Source organism: Burkholderiaceae bacterium DAT-1 (genome assembly GCA_019084025.1).
Lineage (GTDB): Bacteria > Pseudomonadota > Gammaproteobacteria > Burkholderiales > Chitinimonadaceae > DAT-1.
The window spans coordinates 191390-210850 of record JAHRBI010000007.1 but is presented as its reverse complement, the minus strand read 5'-3'; the positions used below and the strand labels follow the sequence as shown (position 1 = coordinate 210850).

The 19461-nt window shown below is 54.5% G+C and carries 20 protein-coding genes; 10 read left to right on the top strand and 10 right to left on the bottom strand.

From position 1 onward, the window contains the following. Positions 1-73 precede the first annotated feature (73 nt). The gene (locus tag KSF73_15970) at positions 74-1405 is read left to right on the top strand and encodes an OFA family MFS transporter (GenBank protein MBV1777218.1); all 1332 of its coding nucleotides are present in this window, start codon (positions 74-76) and stop codon (positions 1403-1405) included. Beyond that, on the top strand, positions 1402-1509 hold the full coding sequence (locus KSF73_15965) for an oxalate:formate antiporter (GenBank protein MBV1777217.1): 108 nt from the start codon (positions 1402-1404) through the stop codon (positions 1507-1509). The genes KSF73_15970 and KSF73_15965 overlap by 4 nt, the downstream gene beginning before the upstream one ends. A gap of 143 nt (positions 1510-1652) precedes the next feature. Here KSF73_15965 and KSF73_15960 read toward each other — a convergent pair whose 3' ends face one another. The 3 genes from KSF73_15960 to KSF73_15950 form a co-directional block, all read right to left on the bottom strand. After that, positions 1653-2789, bottom strand: coding sequence for an ABC transporter substrate-binding protein (locus tag KSF73_15960; GenBank protein MBV1777216.1), 1137 nt, complete (start codon positions 2787-2789; stop codon positions 1653-1655). Positions 2790-2929: 140 nt separating this feature from the next. Then, the gene (locus KSF73_15955) at positions 2930-3844 is read right to left on the bottom strand and encodes a pseudouridine synthase (GenBank protein ID MBV1777215.1); all 915 of its coding nucleotides are present in this window, start codon (positions 3842-3844) and stop codon (positions 2930-2932) included. Beyond that, entirely contained in the window at positions 3841-4662 is an 822-nt protein-coding gene (locus KSF73_15950) for an alpha/beta hydrolase (protein MBV1777214.1), read from the bottom strand. Before KSF73_15950 ends, KSF73_15955 begins: the two co-directional genes overlap by 4 nt. A gap of 165 nt (positions 4663-4827) precedes the next feature. Between KSF73_15950 and mfd the strand changes: the two genes are divergently transcribed. The 3 genes from mfd to KSF73_15935 all read left to right on the top strand — a co-directional run bounded on the left by mfd (position 4828) and on the right by KSF73_15935 (position 10331). Beyond that, the gene (gene mfd, locus KSF73_15945; GenBank protein ID MBV1777213.1) at positions 4828-8265 is read left to right on the top strand and encodes a transcription-repair coupling factor; all 3438 of its coding nucleotides are present in this window, start codon (positions 4828-4830) and stop codon (positions 8263-8265) included. Between the two features lie 139 nt (positions 8266-8404). Further along, the gene (locus tag KSF73_15940) at positions 8405-8860 is read left to right on the top strand and encodes a peroxiredoxin (protein MBV1777212.1); all 456 of its coding nucleotides are present in this window, start codon (positions 8405-8407) and stop codon (positions 8858-8860) included. A 67-nt stretch (positions 8861-8927) separates the two neighbouring features. Next, on the top strand, positions 8928-10331 hold the full coding sequence (locus KSF73_15935) for a PhoH family protein (GenBank protein ID MBV1777211.1): 1404 nt from the start codon (positions 8928-8930) through the stop codon (positions 10329-10331). Positions 10332-10412: 81 nt separating this feature from the next. Here the strand turns inward: KSF73_15935 and smpB are convergent, their stop codons facing one another. Continuing rightward, positions 10413-10868 carry an SsrA-binding protein SmpB gene (smpB, locus tag KSF73_15930; GenBank protein ID MBV1777210.1) on the bottom strand — a complete coding sequence of 152 codons (456 nt, stop codon included), beginning with the start codon at positions 10866-10868 and terminating at the stop codon, positions 10413-10415. A 281-nt stretch (positions 10869-11149) separates the two neighbouring features. Here smpB and KSF73_15925 point away from each other — a divergent pair, with 281 nt between their 5' ends. After that, positions 11150-11353 carry a cold-shock protein gene (locus KSF73_15925; GenBank protein ID MBV1777209.1) on the top strand — a complete coding sequence of 68 codons (204 nt, stop codon included), beginning with the start codon at positions 11150-11152 and terminating at the stop codon, positions 11351-11353. A 68-nt stretch (positions 11354-11421) separates the two neighbouring features. Here KSF73_15925 and KSF73_15920 read toward each other — a convergent pair whose 3' ends face one another. After that, positions 11422-11892, bottom strand: a complete 471-nt coding sequence (locus KSF73_15920) for a nuclear transport factor 2 family protein (GenBank protein MBV1777208.1) — start codon at positions 11890-11892, stop codon at positions 11422-11424. Between the two features lie 137 nt (positions 11893-12029). Here KSF73_15920 and KSF73_15915 point away from each other — a divergent pair, with 137 nt between their 5' ends. Continuing rightward, entirely contained in the window at positions 12030-12362 is a 333-nt protein-coding gene (locus KSF73_15915; GenBank protein ID MBV1777207.1) for a rhodanese-like domain-containing protein, read from the top strand. On the opposite strand, the gene dnaB is transcribed toward KSF73_15915, so the two are convergent. Then, positions 12363-13763 carry a replicative DNA helicase gene (gene dnaB / locus KSF73_15910; protein MBV1777206.1) on the bottom strand — a complete coding sequence of 467 codons (1401 nt, stop codon included), beginning with the start codon at positions 13761-13763 and terminating at the stop codon, positions 12363-12365. A 60-nt stretch (positions 13764-13823) separates the two neighbouring features. Here dnaB and KSF73_15905 point away from each other — a divergent pair, with 60 nt between their 5' ends. Both KSF73_15905 and KSF73_15900 read left to right on the top strand, forming a co-directional pair. After that, positions 13824-14252, top strand: a complete 429-nt coding sequence (locus KSF73_15905) for a type II toxin-antitoxin system RatA family toxin (protein MBV1777205.1) — start codon at positions 13824-13826, stop codon at positions 14250-14252. Next, positions 14249-14560, top strand: coding sequence for an RnfH family protein (locus KSF73_15900; protein ID MBV1777204.1), 312 nt, complete (start codon positions 14249-14251; stop codon positions 14558-14560). The genes KSF73_15905 and KSF73_15900 overlap by 4 nt, the downstream gene beginning before the upstream one ends. Before the next feature lie 6 nt (positions 14561-14566). On the opposite strand, the gene rmuC is transcribed toward KSF73_15900, so the two are convergent. After that, complete coding sequence (gene rmuC, locus KSF73_15895) at positions 14567-16090, bottom strand: DNA recombination protein RmuC (protein ID MBV1777203.1); 1524 nt, start codon at positions 16088-16090, stop codon at positions 14567-14569. A 120-nt stretch (positions 16091-16210) separates the two neighbouring features. On the opposite strand from rmuC, the gene flgA reads away from it, so the two are divergent. Then, positions 16211-16912, top strand: a complete 702-nt coding sequence (flgA, locus tag KSF73_15890; GenBank protein MBV1777202.1) for a flagellar basal body P-ring formation protein FlgA — start codon at positions 16211-16213, stop codon at positions 16910-16912. Here flgA and KSF73_15885 read toward each other — a convergent pair. Genes KSF73_15885 through KSF73_15875 form a run of 3 tightly spaced genes read right to left on the bottom strand, consistent with a single transcriptional unit; the run spans position 16909 to position 19453 of the window. Beyond that, the gene (locus tag KSF73_15885; GenBank protein ID MBV1777201.1) at positions 16909-17613 is read right to left on the bottom strand and encodes an energy transducer TonB; all 705 of its coding nucleotides are present in this window, start codon (positions 17611-17613) and stop codon (positions 16909-16911) included. The genes flgA and KSF73_15885 overlap by 4 nt on opposite strands. After that, the gene (locus KSF73_15880; protein ID MBV1777200.1) at positions 17613-18401 is read right to left on the bottom strand and encodes an ATP-binding cassette domain-containing protein; all 789 of its coding nucleotides are present in this window, start codon (positions 18399-18401) and stop codon (positions 17613-17615) included. The genes KSF73_15885 and KSF73_15880 overlap by 1 nt, the downstream gene beginning before the upstream one ends. Then, a complete protein-coding gene (locus KSF73_15875; GenBank protein ID MBV1777199.1) occupies positions 18398-19453 on the bottom strand; it encodes an iron ABC transporter permease in 1056 nt (351 codons plus the stop codon). Before KSF73_15875 ends, KSF73_15880 begins: the two co-directional genes overlap by 4 nt. Between the last annotated feature and the right edge of the window lie 8 nt (positions 19454-19461).

Below are 19461 nucleotides of genomic sequence, written 5' to 3'. Positions count from 1 at the left end.
CGGTTGGGGATAGTCAGGGAACGCTTCCCTGTACGTCCGTTTGCTGAATCAAAAAATCATAAGTGATTGTCTCATGTCTCTGTTTGCCTTACTCGACAAACGGCACAGTGTTGCCGACAGCGATTTTAATCGCTGGCTTATTCCACCAGCTGCGCTGGCAATTCACCTTTCCATTGGACAGGCCTATGCCTTTTCAGTGTTTAATTCGCCGCTTAATAAAGCATTCGGATGGTCTATACCCGATTTGGGATGGATTTTTTCGATTGCCATTGTTTTTCTGGGTTTATCTGCAGCAGTTGGCGGTAAATGGCTGGAACGAGTCGGGCCCCGTGCAGCCATGTTTCTTGCTGCACTCTGCTTTGGTGGCGGCTTTATGGTGTCTGCACTCGGCATGCACCTGAAGCAACTGTGGCTGCTGTATGCCGGTTATGGCGTACTGGGTGGGATTGGTCTTGGACTGGGGTATATCTCTCCTGTCTCCACGCTGATTAAGTGGTTTCCGGATCGTCGCGGTATGGCAACAGGCATGGCCATCATGGGATTTGGCGGTGGTGCAATGATCGGGGCGCCGCTTGCAGTCATGCTAATGGACCATTTCAAGTCCGCTGATCATCCGGGCATGATCGAAACCTTCATCGCCATGGGTCTCATTTATACCGTCTATATGGTGATTGGTGCGTTTACGGTGCGAATCCCCGCTGAAGGCTGGAAGCCAGCCGGCTTTGAGCCAAAGGTGGAAACCAACAAGCTGACGCATACCGATTACGTGCATGTCGATCATGTACACAAAACGCCACAGTTCTGGCTGTTATGGTGCGTACTCTGCCTGAATGTAACTGCTGGCATTGGTGTGCTGGGACAGGCTTCGCTGATGATTCAGGAAGTGTTCAAAGGCACTGTGACGGCTGCGGCCGCTGCGGGCTTTGTCGGTTTGCTCTCATTATTCAATATGGGTGGTCGCTTCGTGTGGTCGAGTCTCTCTGACAAAATCGGGCGCAAATCGACATACATGATCTTCTTTGTGCTGGGTGCTGCCTTGTATGCACTGGTACCAGGTGCCGGTGCTTCGGGTAATGTTGCCCTGTTTGTCGGTCTGTATGCACTGATTCTATCTATGTATGGCGGCGGCTTTGCCAGTATTCCCGCCTATCTTTCCGACTTGTTCGGTACACGATTTGTGGGCGCAATTCACGGCCGCCTGTTGACTGCCTGGTCGCTTGCCGGGGTGCTTGGCCCGGTCATTGTCAATTACATGCGCGATTATCAACTTGCTCAGGGCGTTGCCAAAGCACAAGCCTATAACACCACCATGTTCGTAATGGCGGGGTTACTGCTGGTTGGTTGTATCTGCAATGCATGCGTTAAATCAGTGCATGCCCGTCATGTTTCATCGGAGAACGTATGATGAGTCGACATCTCAAAGGACTGGTCTTGTGGCTGCTGGTACTCGCCCCGCTCACATGGGGCATCAAGCAAACCATCATCAAGACACTGGCTTTATTTGGCTGATTGAATTGATGTAGCTTGCGCCATAAGCGCATTAAAAAGCCCTGATTGATTCAGGGCTTTCATATTTATCATGCGTTACAACGAGCAGATCTCAATTGATTCCGGACACGCACTGCAGCGATCACGATAACTACAGCAACTTATTAACTATGGATATGTCCATCCTTATCCAGAATGGTGAAATCCACATACTGCGATCCATTATGATTGGAATTGGAGAACTTTATGCGAAAGCCGCCAAGATCGTAGTCTGATAAGGTTTCCATGACAGAAATCAGGCGCTCACGTGTCACCCCTCTGCCCGATCGCTTCAATCCTTCAACCATTACTTTTGCGGCAATAAATCCTTCAAGGCTCATGTAGTCGACCTTGGTCATTCCGGCAGCCGCCAATACTTTTTTGTATTCAATGGTGATGGGCAGCGTCGGATTATAAGGCGACGGCATCACCTGAGTTACCATCACACCACTGGTATCCTTATGCAGTTCATCAATCAGCGCTTCCGTTCCCACAAAACTGACATTGTAAAATGGGCCGATAAAGTTTTTTGCGCGAGCGGCTGCAATAAATGCAGCGCATGACTTGTACGAGCTCACCATGAAAACTGCCTGAGCGGGTCGCTTAACAATCAGTTCATCTATCGCCTTTGCGACGTCGACACTATTACGCTGCACGGTTGCAAGTGCATTGATCTGCACATCTTTCCCGACAGCTGCCAACTGAATCGCTTTTAATCCGGCATTACCGTAGGAATCGTTCTGGTAGAAGACATTGACAGACTTCAAACCCATTTGTATCAACGAATTCACCACATGTACGGCTTCATCCTTATATCCCGCGCGAACATTAAAGATGTATTTATTGAAGGGATTGCGAAGACTATCCGCACCTGTGTACGCCCCAATAAACGGAATTTTTTCCTGATTAACCAGCGGCAAGGATGCATTTGAAGTTGGGGTCCCCACATAGCCAAATAGCGCAAATACGCCATCCCGCTCAATGAGACGGCGAGTATTTGCCTCAGCCCGCTCTGGTTCATAGCCATCATCAAAGCTGATTAATCGGATTTTACGGCCATTTACACCGCCCTTCTGATTAATCCAATCGAAATAGGCCTTCGCGCCTCTGGATACACCTTTGCCAAGTTCTGCTGCCGGTCCGGTGAGTGCCGCGGACTGGCCGAGAATAATTTCATTCTCTGTAATGCCACTTTCAGCACTTACTTGGCCGAATGTAATCAAAGACAGAAGTACAGGAATAATCCATGCGATGCCCGGCATTCTTTTCATGATGCAGCCTAAAACTGTAAATTAGTACAAACATGACATACACCCGCGTTCCAAAATCGCAGACGCAGGCAGTCATCCGGAAAACCAATCCAGAATTATTACATGAGTTACTTATATTAATGCCAGATGAATTAGATGGGCGGTAATTTGTACATACTTACAAAATTACGTAATACCCCGTTAAATGGGTCTTTGAATGAAATTGAACACGCATGCAGCTGCAATGGCTGTGAGTAATCACTGTCCTCTCGATACAACACATCTGGATATAGACTATCGTGCAATATCGGAATTCCGCTGGCCGCCATATGAACCCGTAGCTGATGTTTTTTACCGGTCAATGGCGATAACTGGTATCGGCCCATTGAAGCATCCGCTTCGATCAATTTGAAGTGTGTTTCGGCATTGGGCGTTCCATCGACTTCACGCATGACATGAAAAGGGTCGCCAGTCTCAATGCGGCTTCGGCGAGTCCATTCATCCCGTCCATGGTCAGGCAGAGGTGCAATGGCCTCATAGGTTTTTTGTACTGCTCGCGACTCAAAAAGTGTTTGATACGCGCCCCGATGCTCGGGATGGATGCAACACACCACAATCCCGGCCGTTTCACGATCCAGTCGATGTAAAACCGTTAGATCAGGTAAACCGAGTTCGTTGCGCAACCGGTATAGCAGAGACTCTTTGAGGTATTTCCCACCCGGCGTCGTCGGCAGAAAGTGCGGCTTGTCCGCCACCACAATCCGATCATCGCGATACAGAATGGTGGCCTCGAAGGGAACCGGTATCTCAGGCGGCACTTCGCGGTAATACCAGAGTCGTCCGCCAGCCTGATAGGGTTGCTCAGGCGCAAGCGTCTGCCCGATATCGTCTATAATCTCGCCACGCGTCAGTTTATCCAGCAAAGCCTCTGCAGGCAGATGCGGGAATCGCGCAGTCAGGAACTCACCCAACGTCCGCCAGCTTCCGGCAGGCAGATTGACAAAACTGGGCGCAATGCCATCGCGAATGGGAAGTGGTGTCGTCACACAGGTCTTCTGTCTGTTCAATCCGGACAGTGTACTTTGCCATTGGCACCAAGCAAATCATCAATCGTCGCTCGGACAGCTATTGCGGCCGCTTCTGGCTTCTCCAGTGGAAACAAATGCCCGCCTTCAAACATCGACACTTTCATGCCAAAGTGCCGCTTCATATGCTCGATATCGGCTGATCGCACATAGGTCGAGCCTGTCGCCCCGATAAAAGCCGCTGGCGTCTTCAACTGGCCGCGCAATTGCGGGAAATAATCAGGCAGGCCGCAATAAATCGCATGTTCCACCACAGGTTCGAAACTGAGCGCCACACCGTCAGTCGTCTCGCGGGTAACGGAGTCGACGTAGTCGCGCAAACAATCCGGATCAAACGTCGAGAAATTACGCTTGGCCTGAAAATGCGCCAGAGTCTCTTTTCTGTTTGCCCAAGCACTTCGGCGCGTCAGTGTGCCATGTCCGGGCGTGATGCGATCGATGATACCAATGCGCTTGGACAACCACAGCATCGTGGAGACGCGCTTGCTGAACACGGGCGCATCCAGCATCACCACCGCGCGAAACAAGTCTGGCCGCTTGATCGCCGCCAGAAACGACAAAAAACCGCCTAGCGAATGCCCAAGCCCGATGACAGGCTGATCGTAGCGTTGTTCGATGAATTCAATTGTCTGGGTAATCAGATGCGGCCAGCCATCGGTGACCGGAAAACGCGGGTCATGCCCCAACTTGTCGATACACCCGATGTCGAAATCTGCCTCGAACGCGCGCAGAAACTTGCGGTAGCTGCCGGCAGGAAAGCCATTGGCATGGCTGAAATGCAAGGGTAACTGCTTGTTCATACGACAGAATCCGGAGGGTTGAAGAAGTAAAAGTATGACGGCCAATAATTCATTCTAGCACTTGCTCGAATTATTCATGTAGATCGCGTGCAATTGCGCACAAACGGTTCCGCGCAAGAGTCGCTATAATCACCGACTTCATGACGAATTGTCTGGCGTGTACCCATGTCCCTGCTGCCCGATCTGCCCATGCCCAAGCCTGCTCAACGCACCCAGCGCGCCATGCCGCCGGGGTCAGCAGATGCGGCAGTGATTGCCTGGTTGACTGGGCAATCTCGTCCGCTTGCCATTCTCACGGCCAATGCACAATCAGCCAGCCGCCTGAAGGATGAAATCACCTGGTTTGCGCCTGAAAAGGTCGTCGCCCTGCTGCCGGACTGGGAAACCCTGCCCTACGACAATTTTTCACCGCATCACGATCTAATTTCCGAACGTCTTGCCACCCTGTGGCAGATTCGCAATCAGGCGGCCGACGTCATCATTGTGCCGGTGCAAACCGCGCTGATGCCGCTACCGCCGCTGGAATACCTGACTGCTTACAGTTTCTTCCTCAAGGCTAAATCCAAGCTGGACGTGGAAAAGCTGCGCAGTGATCTGACCTTTGCCGGTTATAGCCATGTGACACAGGTCTACAGTCCGGGCGAGTTTTCGATCCGCGGCGGGCTGATTGATCTCTTCCCGATGGGCTCTACCCTGCCCTATCGTCTCGATCTATTCGATGACGAAATCGAGACGATTCGCACGTTCGATGTCGACACTCAGCGTAGTATCTATCCAGTGCCGGAAATCCGCCTGTTGCCTGCGCGCGAATTCCCGCTGGATGACGGTGGTCGCACCAAGTTCCGCCAGCGTTTCCGCGAAGAATTCGAAGGCGATCCGTCCAAGTCGCGTATCTACAAGGATATTAGTAACGGACTGATTCCGCCGGGTATCGAATACTACCTGCCCTTGTTTTTCGATCAGACGGCCACGCTGTTCAACTACATTGGCGAAGAAACCCTGCTGGTGCAGCACGGCGACTTGATGGCCGCCTGCGAGCAATTCTGGGCGGATACGCAGAGTCGCTACACCATGCTGGCGGGTGATAAGGACAGGCCGCTGCTGCCGCCCAAGAGCCTCTTTGTCACCATCGAGACCTTCTTCGGCGCGATGAAGCCTTACCGCCGTGTCGAGCTCAAGGGCAGCACGCCCGAGGTTGCCGACGCATCCGAAGCGGCATGGCGTGACGGCATTCTGGCAATCCCTGATATTCGTGTTGATCGCCGCGCCGAGAATCCCATTGCCCGTCTGCAGGCTTTTATCGATAGTTTCAAAGGGCGGATTCTGCTGCTGGCTGAATCGCTCGGTCGTCGCGAAACACTGTCGCAGTACTTTTCCAGCCACGGCCTCTCTGTACCGATGTGCGAGACATGGGAGGATTTCCGCAATGAAAGTGCCCGCGTGGTACTGGGTGTGGGGCCGCTGGCCTACGGCTTTATTGCGCGCGAAACCAATATTGCACTGATCACTGAATCTGACCTCTACGGCCAGCTCACCACCAATGCTCGCCGTAAGCAGCAAAAGCGCAGCAATAGCGAAGGCATGCTGCGTGATTTATCGGAGCTGAAGGTAGGCGATCCGGTGGTGCACGAGCAGCACGGCATCGGCCGTTATCAGGGCCTCGTGAGCATGGATCTGGGCGAAGGCATGACGGAAATGCTGCTGCTTGAGTATACCGGTGGCGATAAGCTCTATGTACCCGTCGCGCAGCTGCATGTGATCAGCCGTTACGCTGGTGGCGCCGAAGATAGTGCCCCCATGCACAAGCTGGGCAGCGGTCAGTGGGACAAAGCCAAGCGCAAGGCTGCCGAACAGGTGCGCGATACCGCCGCCGAATTGCTCAACCTGTACGCACGCCGCGCCGCCCGCGAAGGCTATGCCTTCAAGCTCGATCCGCATGATTACGAAGCCTTTGCCGCAGGATTCGGCTTTGAAGAAACGGCGGATCAGGCAGGCGCAATTCAGGCTGTGGTAGCGGACATGATGAGCGGCAAGCCAATGGATCGCCTGATCTGTGGCGATGTGGGCTTTGGTAAAACCGAAGTTGCGCTGCGTGCCGCCTTTGTCGCGGTTGCCGATGGCAAGCAAGTCGCCGTGCTGGTGCCGACTACCCTGCTCGCCGAGCAGCACTTCCAGAATTTCTCCGACCGCTTTGCCGACTGGCCGGTAAAAGTCGCCGAACTGAGCCGTTTCCGCTCAAAGAAGGAAATCGACGCCGCGCTCAAGGGGCTGGCCGAAGGGACGATCGATATCGTGATCGGCACGCACAAGCTGGTGCAGGATGGCATGAAGTTCGCCAATCTTGGTCTCGTCATCATCGATGAAGAACACCGTTTCGGCGTGCGCCACAAGGAACAGCTCAAGGCACTGCGCAACGAAGTGGATGTGCTGACGCTCACCGCGACACCGATTCCGCGCACGCTGGCGATGAGTCTGGAAGGTCTGCGAGACTTTTCGGTGATTGCTACTGCGCCATCGCGCCGCCTTGCGATCAAGACCTTCGTCGCTAACTGGAGCGACGGCATCATCCGCGAAGCCGTACTGCGCGAGTTGAAGCGCGGCGGACAGGTGTTCTTCCTGCACAACGAAGTCGACACCATTGAGAACATGCGCGAAAAGCTCGCCGCACTGCTGCCGGAAGCCCGCATAGGCGTGGCGCACGGCCAGATGCGCGAGCGCGAACTGGAACACATGATGCGAGACTTCAACCAGCAGCGCTTCAATGTGCTGCTGTGTACCACCATCATCGAAACCGGCATCGACATCCCCAACGCCAACACCATCATCATGAACCGCGCGGATAAGTTTGGTCTGGCACAGCTACACCAGATGCGTGGCCGCGTCGGTCGCAGCCACCATCAAGCCTATGCCTACTTGTTGGTACCGGATCTGAAAGGCCTGACACCTGCCGCGCAAAAGCGTCTGGAAGCCATCCAGATGATGGAAGAACTGGGTTCCGGCTTCTATCTGGCCATGCACGATCTTGAGATCCGTGGGGCGGGCGAAGTGCTAGGCGACTCTCAATCAGGCGAGATGCAGGAAATCGGCTTTAGCCTGTATTCCGCCATGCTGAACGAAGCGGTTAAATCGCTGAAAAAGGGCATCGAGCCCGATCTGAATGCGCCGCTGGGTGTCGCCACGGAAATCAATCTACACGCGCCTGCACTCTTGCCGGAAGACTACTGCCCGGATGTGCACGAACGACTAGTCATCTACAAGCGACTTGCGAACTGCGAAACCGATGACGAGCTGGACGATATGCAGCAGGAGCTGATCGACCGCTTCGGGTTGCTTCCGCCACCTGCCAAAGTCTTGCTGGATTCGCACCGCTTGCGTCTCATCGCCAAACCGCTGGGTGTGCAGAAGCTGGATGCATCGGATCAGGCCATTACGCTGCAATTCGCCAAACAGAACAGCATCGATCCGATCAAAATCATCCAGCTGATCCAGACCAAGCGGAACTACAAGCTGGCGGGTCAGGACAAACTCAGGGTGGAGATCACACTGGCCGAACCGGTCATGCGGGCGGTACGCGTCAAGGAATTGCTGAACGAATTACGGTAATGCATCGTGGGTAAGCTTCTGGTGCAGATGTGCCACAGCCCATAACCATATGAATCAGCAACTTAGTAATTTCATCGGTATCACCGCTTGTGGCTGCCGGTGGTTTTCAACAAAATCAGGATAACGAGGAGAGAGCCAGATGAGCGTACCTGCAATCCAGCTCAATATGACCGGTGATAAGCAATTCGACACCGCGGCACTCAAAGGCAAAACATGGGTGCTCTACTTCTATCCCAAGGACAGCACACCCGGCTGTACCGTTGAAGGCGGCGATTTCCGCGATCACCTGAACAGCTTTCTGGACGAAGGCGTGCAGGTATTCGGTGCCAGCCGCGACAGCATCAAATCCCACGAGAATTTCCGTAGCAAGCAGGGTTACACCTTTGATCTGGTGTCCGACCCTGAAGAAGTCCTGTGCGAAGCATTTGGCGTCATGAAGCTGAAAAACATGTACGGCAAACAAGTGCGCGGCATTGAGCGCAGTACATTCGTGATCAACACTGAAGGGGAAATCATCAAGGAGTGGCGCGGGATCAAGGTGCCCGGCCACGTTGAGGAAGTACTCACCTATGTGAGGACACTAAAGCGTCAGTAAAGCAAAGCGAACGCCCGTTATTCAGCGGGCGTTTTTCATTTGTGGATGTCATTTCGGGAATACACACATGGCCGCTCGTAAAGCTAAGACCACCAAGCTGTTTGTCCTCGATACCAACGTGCTGCTGCACGATCCGACTTCGCTCTTCCGCTTCGAAGAGCATGATGTCTTCCTGCCGATGGTGACGCTGGAGGAGCTCGACAACCACAAGAAAGGCATGAGCGAGGTTGCACGCAACGCGCGCCAGGTTAGCCGCCTGCTCGACTCAATCGTGGCAGATCGGGAAGCAGAAATCGGCAACGGTATTGAACTCGAAGGTCCGTCCAAGGGCATTGCCACCGGCGATCTGCTTTTGCAAACTCAAGGCGCAAGCAACGAGTTGCCGGCCAGCTTTCCAGTTGGCAAAGCGGATAACCAGATTCTCGGCCTGGTCATGCATCTGGCGCATATTCACCCGTCGCGGCAGGTTATTCTGGTGTCGAAAGACATCAATATGCGCATCAAGGCCCGTGCGCTTGGCATGGCTGCCGAAGACTATTTCAATGATCAGGTTCTCGAAGATACCGATCTGCTCTACACCGGCACCCGTGAAATCGATACCGCCTTCTGGGATCGCAACGGCAAGGATATGGAGAGCTGGCAGGAAGGCGGCCGCGCTTTGTATCGTGTAAAGGGGAATGATTGCCCCGGCCTGCTGGTCAATCAGATGCTGTACCAGACAGACAGCGACAAGCCCTTCATGGCAATGGTGAAAGAAGTTAAGGGCAAAACTGCAGTACTGGAAAGCATCAAGGACTACAGCAATCCCAAAAACTCGGTCTGGGGCATTACCACGCGCAATCGCGAGCAAAATTTTGCGATGAACCTGCTGATGAATCCCGATGTTGATTTTGTCACGCTACTGGGACAGGCGGGCTCCGGCAAAACGCTCCTCACGCTCGCGGCTGGCCTTGCTATGACGCTGGATGAAAAGCGTTACACCGAAATCATCATGACGCGCGTCACGGTGCCTGTTGGTGAGGACATCGGTTTCCTGCCCGGTACGGAAGAAGAAAAGATGGCACCCTGGATGGGCGCGCTAGAAGATAATCTGGATGTACTGAATCAGTCTGATGGCGAAGGCGGCGAATGGGGGCGTGCTGCCACGCGGGACCTGATCCGCTCACGCATCAAAGTCAAATCGCTCAATTTCATGCGCGGCCGGACTTTCCTCAACAAATATCTCATCATTGATGAAGCGCAGAACCTTACGCCCAAGCAGATGAAGACACTCGTCACCCGCGCAGGCCCGGGGACTAAGGTTGTCTGCCTGGGCAATATCGCCCAGATCGACACCCCCTACCTCACCGAAGGCTCTTCCGGCCTGACCTATGTGGTTGACCGATTCAAAGGCTGGGGGCATTCCGGCCACATCACGCTACAACGCGGCGAACGCTCACGCCTCGCCGATCATGCAGCGGAAATACTTTGAGTGTGAAACAGGCAATGTGATTCGTGAAATGTGATCGGTGAAAGATGCGCGCCACATTTCACGTTTCACCCGCCTTCCACACTAGTCGCCCTTTTGCTTGGTTCGCATTGCGCGGGCAATTTCACGATCAGCATCACGTGCACGTTCGGTATCACGCTTGTCGTGCTGCTTCTTGCCGCGTGCAAGGCCGATATCCACCTTGATGCGCCCCGCCTTGTAGTGCAGGTTCAAAGCCATCAGGGTGTAACCTGACCGTTCGACCTTGCCAATCAGCTTATTGATTTCGGATTGATTCAGCAGCAGCTTGCGGAAGCGGGTCGGATCCGGCAATACGTGGGTCGAAGCGGAGTTCAGCGGCGTAATATGGCAACCAATCAGCCAGAAGGCACCCTTCTGCCACAGAACATAGCTTTCCTTGATATTCACACGACCCGCCCGGATGGACTTCACTTCCCAGCCTTCAAGCACCAGTCCGGCCTCGAAGCGCTCTTCAATAAAGTAGTCGTGGAATGCTTTTTTGTTATCAATAATGGACATTGAGACCCAAGACCTTGATAGATAAAGACTTTCAGAAGACGAATGCCGATTAGGAAACTCGCAACTGCTTGATTTTAGATGTAACACACACCCTGTAATGTGGCGATTATACCCGTTATTTCAATTCATTCCTTGCTCCCCCTGTGTAAGTGGTGTATAAACGCGATTGCCGACTCATCAAGGCAGTACGGTTGTTTTCGTGCCCTTTGCGGTTTTTCCGATTCGCCTCTCCTTTGGTTGATCGTCAGCACTTTACAAATCAATTTATTTGGAGCAGTAACATGGCTACCGGTACCGTAAAATGGTTCAACGACGCTAAGGGTTTTGGTTTTATTAAGCCGGATGATGGTGGTGACGATCTGTTCGCACACTTCTCCCAAATTCAATCCAACGGCTTCAAGTCGCTGGCTGAAAACCAAAAGGTTACCTTCGACGTGACCACCGGCCCGAAGGGCAAGCAAGCATCGAACATCAAGCCTGCTTAATTGCGTTGATGAGAAAAACCCGGCTCTGGCCGGGTTTTTTCATGTCTGTACTACGTGAATCTCATGCCTTACTTGTCTGCTGCGGACGTATGATCACGGGTAATCACCCATTCCCCATCCTTCCGCTCGACAATCAGCGTAAACAGGCCACGTGGCGCATCGCTCTCCGACTCGTTAGCACGGGCAAGATGCCAGCGACCAAACACATACACCATGTCCGCTGAAAATTCCTTCACCTCGATCAGGCTGTAGTCCAGCTGACCCATTTTTGCAGCGTCAGCATATCCTCGCTTATAGCCGTCCAGCGTCGCTTGCCATCCCAGCCGCACACGATCGCCGCTTGCGAAGCGCAATGACTCATTGCGCATGTAAAACTGCATAAAACCGTCGATATCACCACGATTCCAGGCAAGCTGCTGAGTGGCAAGCATCGTGCGTACCTGATCTTCGGCGGTGCTTGCGCTGACTGGTGCGCTTAGTCCCAACATCAGCCCGGCCATGGCCAGACAGCGTGCCAGCACATGTATACCCCTTGTCATTTTTATCTCCCGGCTATCAGCAATGCGCCCCACTATGCCCGAGTACGCATCGCCCATGCAAGCCACCATTGACAATTTGCATACATATGCAAATAATAGATTCAAGTATCGTCAATGAAGACTCGGGAGCAAGCAAGATGAACTGGTTAGGTAGGTTATTTGGTCAGGAATCTGCACCTGATACGCCTGAATTGGCAGAGGGCGCCGTTATCATCGATGTGCGTTCGCCTGCCGAGTACGCTGGTGGCCACATTGAAGGCTCAACAAATATACCGCTGGATGTGCTGCAGCATCGTATTGCGCAGGCATGTCCAGACAAGGATCAGGCGCTGATTCTGTGCTGTGCATCCGGCATGCGATCGGGTAGTGCCAGGAATCTGCTGGTGCAGATGGGATATACCCATGTAACAAATGGTGGCGGCGCTGGCGGCCTGTCCATGAAACTCGGCCGCCAGATTGTTCGGGAGTAATTACTCCAAATCCGCCCAGCCACCTACGGCAGCGTTCTCGAAGCGCGAGAAATGGCCGATAAAGGTCAGCTTCACCACGCCGGTCGGACCGTTACGGTGCTTACCCACGATGACTTCCGCCAGGCCCTTGTCGGGTGAGTCCGGGTTGTAGTACTCATCGCGATACAGAAACATGATCAAGTCAGCATCCTGTTCGATCGCACCGGATTCCCGCAAGTCAGACATCATCGGGCGCTTGTTGGGGCGCTGCTCCACTGTCCGCGACAGCTGAGACAGCGCAATCACCGGCACCTTCAATTCTTTGGCCAGACTTTTCAATGAGCGCGAGATTTCACCCAGCTCGGTCGCGCGATTCTGATCGCGACCGCTACCCTGCATCAGCTGGATGTAATCGATGACAATCAGGCCAAGCTGACCGCCAAACTGCTTGGCCAGTCGACGAGCGCGGGCGCGCAGCTCAAGCGCCGTCAGGCCGGGCGTTTCGTCGATGAAGATATTGGCCTCACTGAGTTTGCCCACGGCATAGGTCAGCTTCTGCCAATCATCATCTTCCAGCTTGCCTGTCTTGATCTTATGCTGATCCAGACGTCCGACAGAGCCCACCATCCGCATCACCAGCTGCGCGCCACCCATTTCCATAGAGAAGATGGCAACGGGCAAACCGGCGTCAATGGCAACGTTTTCAGCAATGTTCACACTAAATGCGGTTTTACCCATGGATGGGCGACCCGCCACAACGATCATGTCACCCGGTTGCAAACCGGACGTACGCGCATCCAGATCGGCAAAACCAGTTGGCACACCGGTAATACCCGCATTGTTATCACGACTATATAACTCGTCGATCCGTTCAACGACTTGCTTGAGCAAGCCCGGCATATCCAGAAAGCCCTGCTTGCCACGCGCAGACTGTTCCGCAATCTCAAATACCCGCGCTTCAGCCGCATCCAGCAATTCCGCTGCCTCACGGCCAGCCGGGTTGTAGGCAAGATCGGCAATCTCGTTACCAATCGCGGCCAGTTGCCGCATCACCGACCGTTCGCGGACGATTTCCCCGTAGCGGCGGATATTTGCCGCACTCGGCACGTTCTGCGCCAGCATCGCCAGATAAGCGAGGCCGCCCACATACCCCAGTTGCCCTGCATTATCGAGCGACTCGCCCACCGTCACCGCATCTGCGGGACGCCCGGATTCCACCAGCTTGGAGATATGCCTGAAAATAACGCGATGATCATCACGGTAGAAATCGGCATCATTGACGATATCGGCAATGCGGTCCCATGCACCATTATCAATTAGCAAGCCGCCAATAACGGATTGCTCTGCCTCCATCGAGTGAGGCGGGGTGCGGATGGAGTCGAGTTGCACATCGGGCGACTCAAGGGTACGATCGTCGGTCATTTTTTACAGGCCGGAGTCTGGGATACAAAGGGTGTATTCTACTCTCTGAGCGGTACTTACATGCAGCAAATACGCAAATCCGTTCTCGTCCTCCATCCCGCGCAAGCCATGTTCGATCTGATCGACGGGGTGGAACACTATCCTGACTTCCTGCCCTGGTGCAGTTACGGCACAGTCCACCTTCGGAATGATGAATGGACACATGCCTCCATTGGCATCGACTATCTAGGGGTGAAGTCCAGCTTCAGCACCGAAAACCGCAAAATCGGCGGCGAAATCCAGATGCATCTTAAAGATGGTCCGTTCAAAAGTCTGAATGGCATCTGGCGCATCACGCCGCTGGATACCGACGCCTGCAAGGTCGAATTCGAGCTCGATTACGAGTTTTCCAGTAAAACCCTGGAGACACTGGTCGGGCCAGTGTTCAACAAGATCACCTCGACATTTGTCGATGCGTTCGTCAAGCAGGCCGACAGGATCATGAAATGAGCGAGAAGCTAAGCATCGAAGTGGCTTATGCCTCGATTAATGCGCAATGTGTACTGACGCTGGAAGTCGAACCGGGTACAACAGTAGAAGCTGCAATTCGCCTCAGCGGCATCCTGACACGCTTCCCGGAAATCGATCTAGGCGTGAATCGTGTCGGTATATACAGTCATCCCTGCAAGCTCGATACACGGCTGCGTCACCGCGATCGCATCGAAATTTATCGCCCGCTCACTGCTGACCCCAAAGAGATTCGCAGGAAACGTGCAGCGGAAGGCAAGATCATGCGCAGCCGCCGCAAATTTGCCTGATGTGTGTTAACCCGCCTGCAACTCGGGAATCTGCACCTTTCCCGGTACTAGGCGCACATGTTCGATCTCGCCGAAGTGCTTGCTGATGCGCTCACTGCTCATTTGCACTTGCTGCGCGTCTTCGTGAGCCTGTTTGATGTGATCGGCCAGATTGCGCATACGCTGATCGAAACGACGGAAATCCTCGCTCAGTTTACCAATGGCTGACTTGATAATATTGACCTGATGGCGGGTTTCCACATCCTTGATGACTGCGCGAGCGGTATTGAGCACGGCCATCATTGTGGTTGGCGACACTATCCAGACCTTTTGCTCCATGGCATGACGTACCAGATCGGCATGACCTGCATGAATATCGGCAAACATGGCTTCTGACGGCAGGAACATCAGCGCGCCATCTGATGTCTCGCCTTCGACGATCAGGTGATCACCAATCCGGTCGATATGATTACGCACCGCCTCGCGGAATGCGCGTTTCGCAGCCTCCCGCTTGGCTTCGGTTCGGCCTGCTGCAAGATATTCCTGATAGGCCTCCAGCGGAAACGCAGCGTCCACTGCAACCAGACCCGTTGGCTCAGGCAGCCGCAACAGGCAGTCGGCACGGACGCCGTTACCCAGCATGGTATGCAGCTTGAAACTGCCTTCCGGCAACATGTTTGAAACCAGTTGTTCCAGTTGCACCGTCCCGATTGCACCCCGGGTGCGTTTGTCGTCCAGCAGTTCGTTCAGATTGATTACATTGCTGGCCAGGTTGTCGATTTTGCGCTGCGCGTCATCAATGGTTGCCAGACGGGTCATCACGGATGCGAAGGTTTCATTGGTTTTGCGGAAGCCTTCATCAAGTCGCTCATTGACCTTGCCATAAATCTGGTCGAGCCGGGCTTCAACCACTTTGATCAATTTGCCCATTGCGATCGTCAACTGGTCGCTGGTACGTTTCAGTGCCTGACGCAATTCAGCCGTATTATTCTCGCCTTGTTCACGCAGCAGTCGCTCAACAGTCTGCAGGATCTCGTTGCGCAATTCGTCCTGTTTTTCCTGAACGGCCAGAGAAATCTCGCCAAGCTGTTTGACCACCGCTTCGCGGTTATCGGCAAGCGCGGTTGTTTGTGCCAGTTGCATGGTACTTAATGCGCCGGAAATCGAAATCTGCAAAGCCTGAGCGGATTCCAGATGCGCATGCCGCAAGGCTTCCAAACCATTGCGTGTATTGGCAAGCTCGCCCGCAATCGACTCACGCAATCGATCGAACGAGCTCCCGACGCTATCCCTTAAACGATCGCCAGATTCACCAATCGCTGCGCGCACGCGGTCGCCCTGCTCGCCAAAGCCGCGGCCCATGCTTTCCATCTGACGCTCCAGACCCGCTCGCAGTTCATTCTGCATCTGGCGGTACTGATTTTCCATAGTTTGCGCCTGCTGGTCGGCCATCAAGCGCATGGCAGCAGTCAGGCTACCCATCCGCTGCAAAATCACGATACCGGCTAAAAGGACCACAATTGTCACAATGCCGAACATAGACTCGATCATGTTTGTCTACCCGCGCAACTTGAAGCAATATGAAGGGAGGGAGTGCGATAGGCACGATTTGTGGTACTGATGCTTTCCCTCGTTGTGTTTTCATATTAGTCAGCGGATACACAAGTCACCATGTTGATGAATAAATTCAGGCAGATCGCATTGCTTGTTGCATTGCTGCCCATAGAGCACGCAATCGCGCAACAGGATGTTGCGGCTATGCATGTTGTGGTCAGATCCGCGTACGACTTTCTCAGTGCAAAGCTTGCAGATCACGGTGAGCGCGCCTCATTTGAGATGGGTACGCCCGCCTCACTCGATAAACTGGCGCCATGCAAGCGCCTGACTGCCAGCCTGCCGCCAGGCAATCGGCTGGTGGGTCAAACATGGATTCGCGTACGTTGCGAAGATGCCGCGCGCTGGACTGTCATGGTGCCCGCCACGATTCGTCTGACGGTGAGTTACTGGGTCACCACCAAAGTATTGCCGCCCAATCACACCATTGATGCAACAGATATTCGCGAGGAATCAGGTGATGCTGCGGCCCTGCCAAGCTCGGTCGTCAGCAAGCCGGAAGATGCTATTGGTCGCGTCACCTTAGCGGGAGAAATGGCAGGTGTGCCGTTAAATGCCGATCATTTGCGGGCGCCCTGGCTTGTAAAAGCCAATGAAACCGTGAAGATCCTGAATGTCAGCGCGGGATTCGAGATTACGTCCGAAGGGAGATCGCTCGGCAATGCCAGTAAGGGACAGAGTGTCACCGTGCGTACGCAGTCCGGATCGACCATTACCGGCATCGTCAGTGGCGAGCGAGAGGTTCGGGTGGGCAACTAGCCCGCCTGAGGATCGCCGAGTTCGAATCTGACCGGTACGGTTGTACGGGCCTGAATGGGTAAACCATCGCGTCTGGCGGGCTGAAACCGCCAATGCCGTGCCGCTTGAAGTGCGGCCTGATCAAATAGTCGGTAGCCACTCGACTGAGTAATACTGACGGTCTTTACCCGCCCTGCCTCATCCACTTCCAGCAATAAGATGACACGTCCCTCAATGCCTTGCTCTCGCAGCATCGAGGGATAGACAGGCTGCGCGTGTTCGATTAGCCGAGGTTGTAGATCAGCCACCTTCTCAGATGTGGAAGAGGTGCGAGGAGTCGCATCGTCGCCATGATCTGGCGTTGCGGGCATCATATGATTTGCCGCAGAAATATCTGCTTCGCTCGACACGCCTGATGCCTCGCCACGGGTTGCATCATGTCCCCTGTCTTGAGGGTGATCGGGCTTGTCACGCGCGCGCTTAACTACATGATCATGCTGGCAACAGGTTAAGACCGGCTCGGAATCAGCATCCCTATTCGGGTGGGATCTGTATTCGCTCGCGTCCAGCATACGGAAGGACATCTTCAGGTGTTTACCGGATGGCAGCGCCGGTGCGCTGTGAGCCAGCAGGAGCATCACGCCGGCAATATGTGCAGCACAGCTACCCGCGACGATTGCCGTCATTTGACGAGTGGAGGGGCGAATTATGTCATGTCCCATCATGCTGCCTGCAAACCCACACTCATTACCACCGGACGGCCGCTTACCTGCGTATGATGTAATCGAATGCCATACAGCTGTTCCAGTGCCGGAATCGCCTTAATATCGGCATTCAGTAATCCCGCCTGCTGGCAGTCTTTGACTAGCAAAAGCCGATCAAATCTGGCAAGCGCATGATTCAGATCATGTATGACCGCTACTACGGCGTGATTGCGTGCACGTGCAAACGCATCGATTGCCGAAGCCAGATGCAATTGCAGCCCCGGATCCAGCGCTGCGAGCGGTTCATCCACAAAAATGACGCCCGCTGCCACATCCCACATCTGTGCAAATATTCGCGCCAATTGCACCCGCGCACGTTCGCCGCCAGAGAGCGAATCAAAGCGTGCCTCCAGCAGATGTTCTGCCTGTGCGAGCGTCGCAGCAAGATAAATGATGCGATCCACGCCGGCATCACGCAGTCGTGCTGCCCGTCCAAGTCGGATCACCAGCTCGGCAGGCAAACCAAATGCTACTTCATGCGATTGCGGCAATACTGCCCGCCGCATGGCCAGACCTGACATCGACCGGCTGCGCAGGTCGCGTCCGTCCAGCCTGATTTCGCCCCGCTGATGTCGCACTTCCCCTGACATGAGCTTCAGCAAGGTCGACTTGCCGGCGCCACTTGGCCCCAGAATAGCCAAACGCTCGCCCGGAGAAAGTTGCACTGAGAATGGACCAAAAACGCGTTCTCCCAGGCGAACTTGCGCGGCATCCAGTGCCAGCACCGTGGATGATGCGGTCATCATGCCCAACCCGCCTTTCGCATTTGCTGCAATAGCAAGAGGAAAAATGGTGCGCCCATCAGCGACGTGAAAATGCCGACGGGTACTTCGGCAGGCACAGCCACCACGCGCGCGAGTGTGTCTGCAGTCAACAGCAGGCATGCACCAAGCAACATGGACAAAGGCACCACCACGCGCTGATCCGCGCCATACAAGGTACGCACAATATGGGGCGCAATCAGGCCAATAAATCCGATCATGCCGCAGCTCGCCACCGAAAATCCGCCCAGAAGCGCCACAATGAGCACAGTACGTTGCCTGATCATGCGCACATCTACCCCTACATGCGCAGCAACCTGTTCGCCCAGTGCCAGCACATTTAAATGCCCGGCCAGTTCGCGCATGAGAAACATCGCTGCAAGCAAGAGTCCGATGCCGAGCAGGGTGATGTGCCAGTTTGCACCCGCCAGTGATCCTAACGTCCAGAAGGTGAGGCTGCGAAGCTGTTCATCAGTGGCCAGATACGTGCACAGGCCAATGACCGACCCAGCAATGGCATTCAGTGCAACACCAGTGAGCAGCAACCCTGCAATCGAACCCGCCGTCAGCCAGCGCGCCAGGCGATCCAGCGACACGCATACCGCTAGTCCACCCGTAAATGCAGCTGCGGGGATGGTCCAGAATCGGGCAGAGTCAGGCAGAGCCAGCCCCAGGCTGCCCAAGCCCACCAGAATCAGTGCCACGGCACAGGCGGCACCGCTTTGCACGCCCAATAAGCCGGGATCAGCGAGCGGATTGCGAAACAGTCCCTGAGTCAGCGCGCCGCATGCACCCAGCATCGCGCCCACGCATATGCCCAGCAGCAGGCGGGGCATGCGCAGGTGCCAGAGCACCCAGGCGCCGCCAGTCAGCGTCGCATCGTCTTGCTGGCGAAAAGGCGCAAGCCAGTCTGAAAGCCCGATCGGTACAGCCCCGGCTTGCAATGAAAGCAAGGTCAGTCCAAGCAAGGCAAGCACAAGCGCATGCAGAGGGTTGCTACGTAACCAGCTCCGGACACGCACGGATTGTTGTGACATCGCCAGGG

Excerpts from the sequence above, each read along its gene's own strand:
- KSF73_15970 (MBV1777218.1), top strand. The coding sequence starts at position 74 with ATGTCTCTGTTTGCCTTACTCGACAAACGGCACAGTGTTGCCGACAGC.
- KSF73_15965 (MBV1777217.1), top strand. The coding sequence starts at position 1,402 with ATGATGAGTCGACATCTCAAAGGACTGGTCTTGTGGCTGCTGGTACTC.
- KSF73_15960 (MBV1777216.1), bottom strand. The coding sequence starts at position 2,789 with ATGCCGGGCATCGCATGGATTATTCCTGTACTTCTGTCTTTGATTACA.
- KSF73_15950 (MBV1777214.1), bottom strand. The coding sequence starts at position 4,662 with ATGAACAAGCAGTTACCCTTGCATTTCAGCCATGCCAATGGCTTTCCT.
- mfd (MBV1777213.1), top strand. The coding sequence starts at position 4,828 with ATGTCCCTGCTGCCCGATCTGCCCATGCCCAAGCCTGCTCAACGCACC.
- KSF73_15940 (MBV1777212.1), top strand. The coding sequence starts at position 8,405 with ATGAGCGTACCTGCAATCCAGCTCAATATGACCGGTGATAAGCAATTC.
- KSF73_15935 (MBV1777211.1), top strand. The coding sequence starts at position 8,928 with ATGGCCGCTCGTAAAGCTAAGACCACCAAGCTGTTTGTCCTCGATACC.
- smpB (MBV1777210.1), bottom strand. The coding sequence starts at position 10,868 with ATGTCCATTATTGATAACAAAAAAGCATTCCACGACTACTTTATTGAA.
- KSF73_15925 (MBV1777209.1), top strand. The coding sequence starts at position 11,150 with ATGGCTACCGGTACCGTAAAATGGTTCAACGACGCTAAGGGTTTTGGT.
- KSF73_15920 (MBV1777208.1), bottom strand. The coding sequence starts at position 11,892 with ATGACAAGGGGTATACATGTGCTGGCACGCTGTCTGGCCATGGCCGGG.
- KSF73_15915 (MBV1777207.1), top strand. The coding sequence starts at position 12,030 with ATGAACTGGTTAGGTAGGTTATTTGGTCAGGAATCTGCACCTGATACG.
- dnaB (MBV1777206.1), bottom strand. The coding sequence starts at position 13,763 with ATGACCGACGATCGTACCCTTGAGTCGCCCGATGTGCAACTCGACTCC.
- KSF73_15905 (MBV1777205.1), top strand. The coding sequence starts at position 13,824 with ATGCAGCAAATACGCAAATCCGTTCTCGTCCTCCATCCCGCGCAAGCC.
- KSF73_15900 (MBV1777204.1), top strand. The coding sequence starts at position 14,249 with ATGAGCGAGAAGCTAAGCATCGAAGTGGCTTATGCCTCGATTAATGCG.
- rmuC (MBV1777203.1), bottom strand. The coding sequence starts at position 16,090 with ATGATCGAGTCTATGTTCGGCATTGTGACAATTGTGGTCCTTTTAGCC.
- flgA (MBV1777202.1), top strand. The coding sequence starts at position 16,211 with ATGTTGATGAATAAATTCAGGCAGATCGCATTGCTTGTTGCATTGCTG.
- KSF73_15885 (MBV1777201.1), bottom strand. The coding sequence starts at position 17,613 with ATGGGACATGACATAATTCGCCCCTCCACTCGTCAAATGACGGCAATC.
- KSF73_15880 (MBV1777200.1), bottom strand. The coding sequence starts at position 18,401 with ATGATGACCGCATCATCCACGGTGCTGGCACTGGATGCCGCGCAAGTT.
- KSF73_15875 (MBV1777199.1), bottom strand. The coding sequence starts at position 19,453 with ATGTCACAACAATCCGTGCGTGTCCGGAGCTGGTTACGTAGCAACCCT.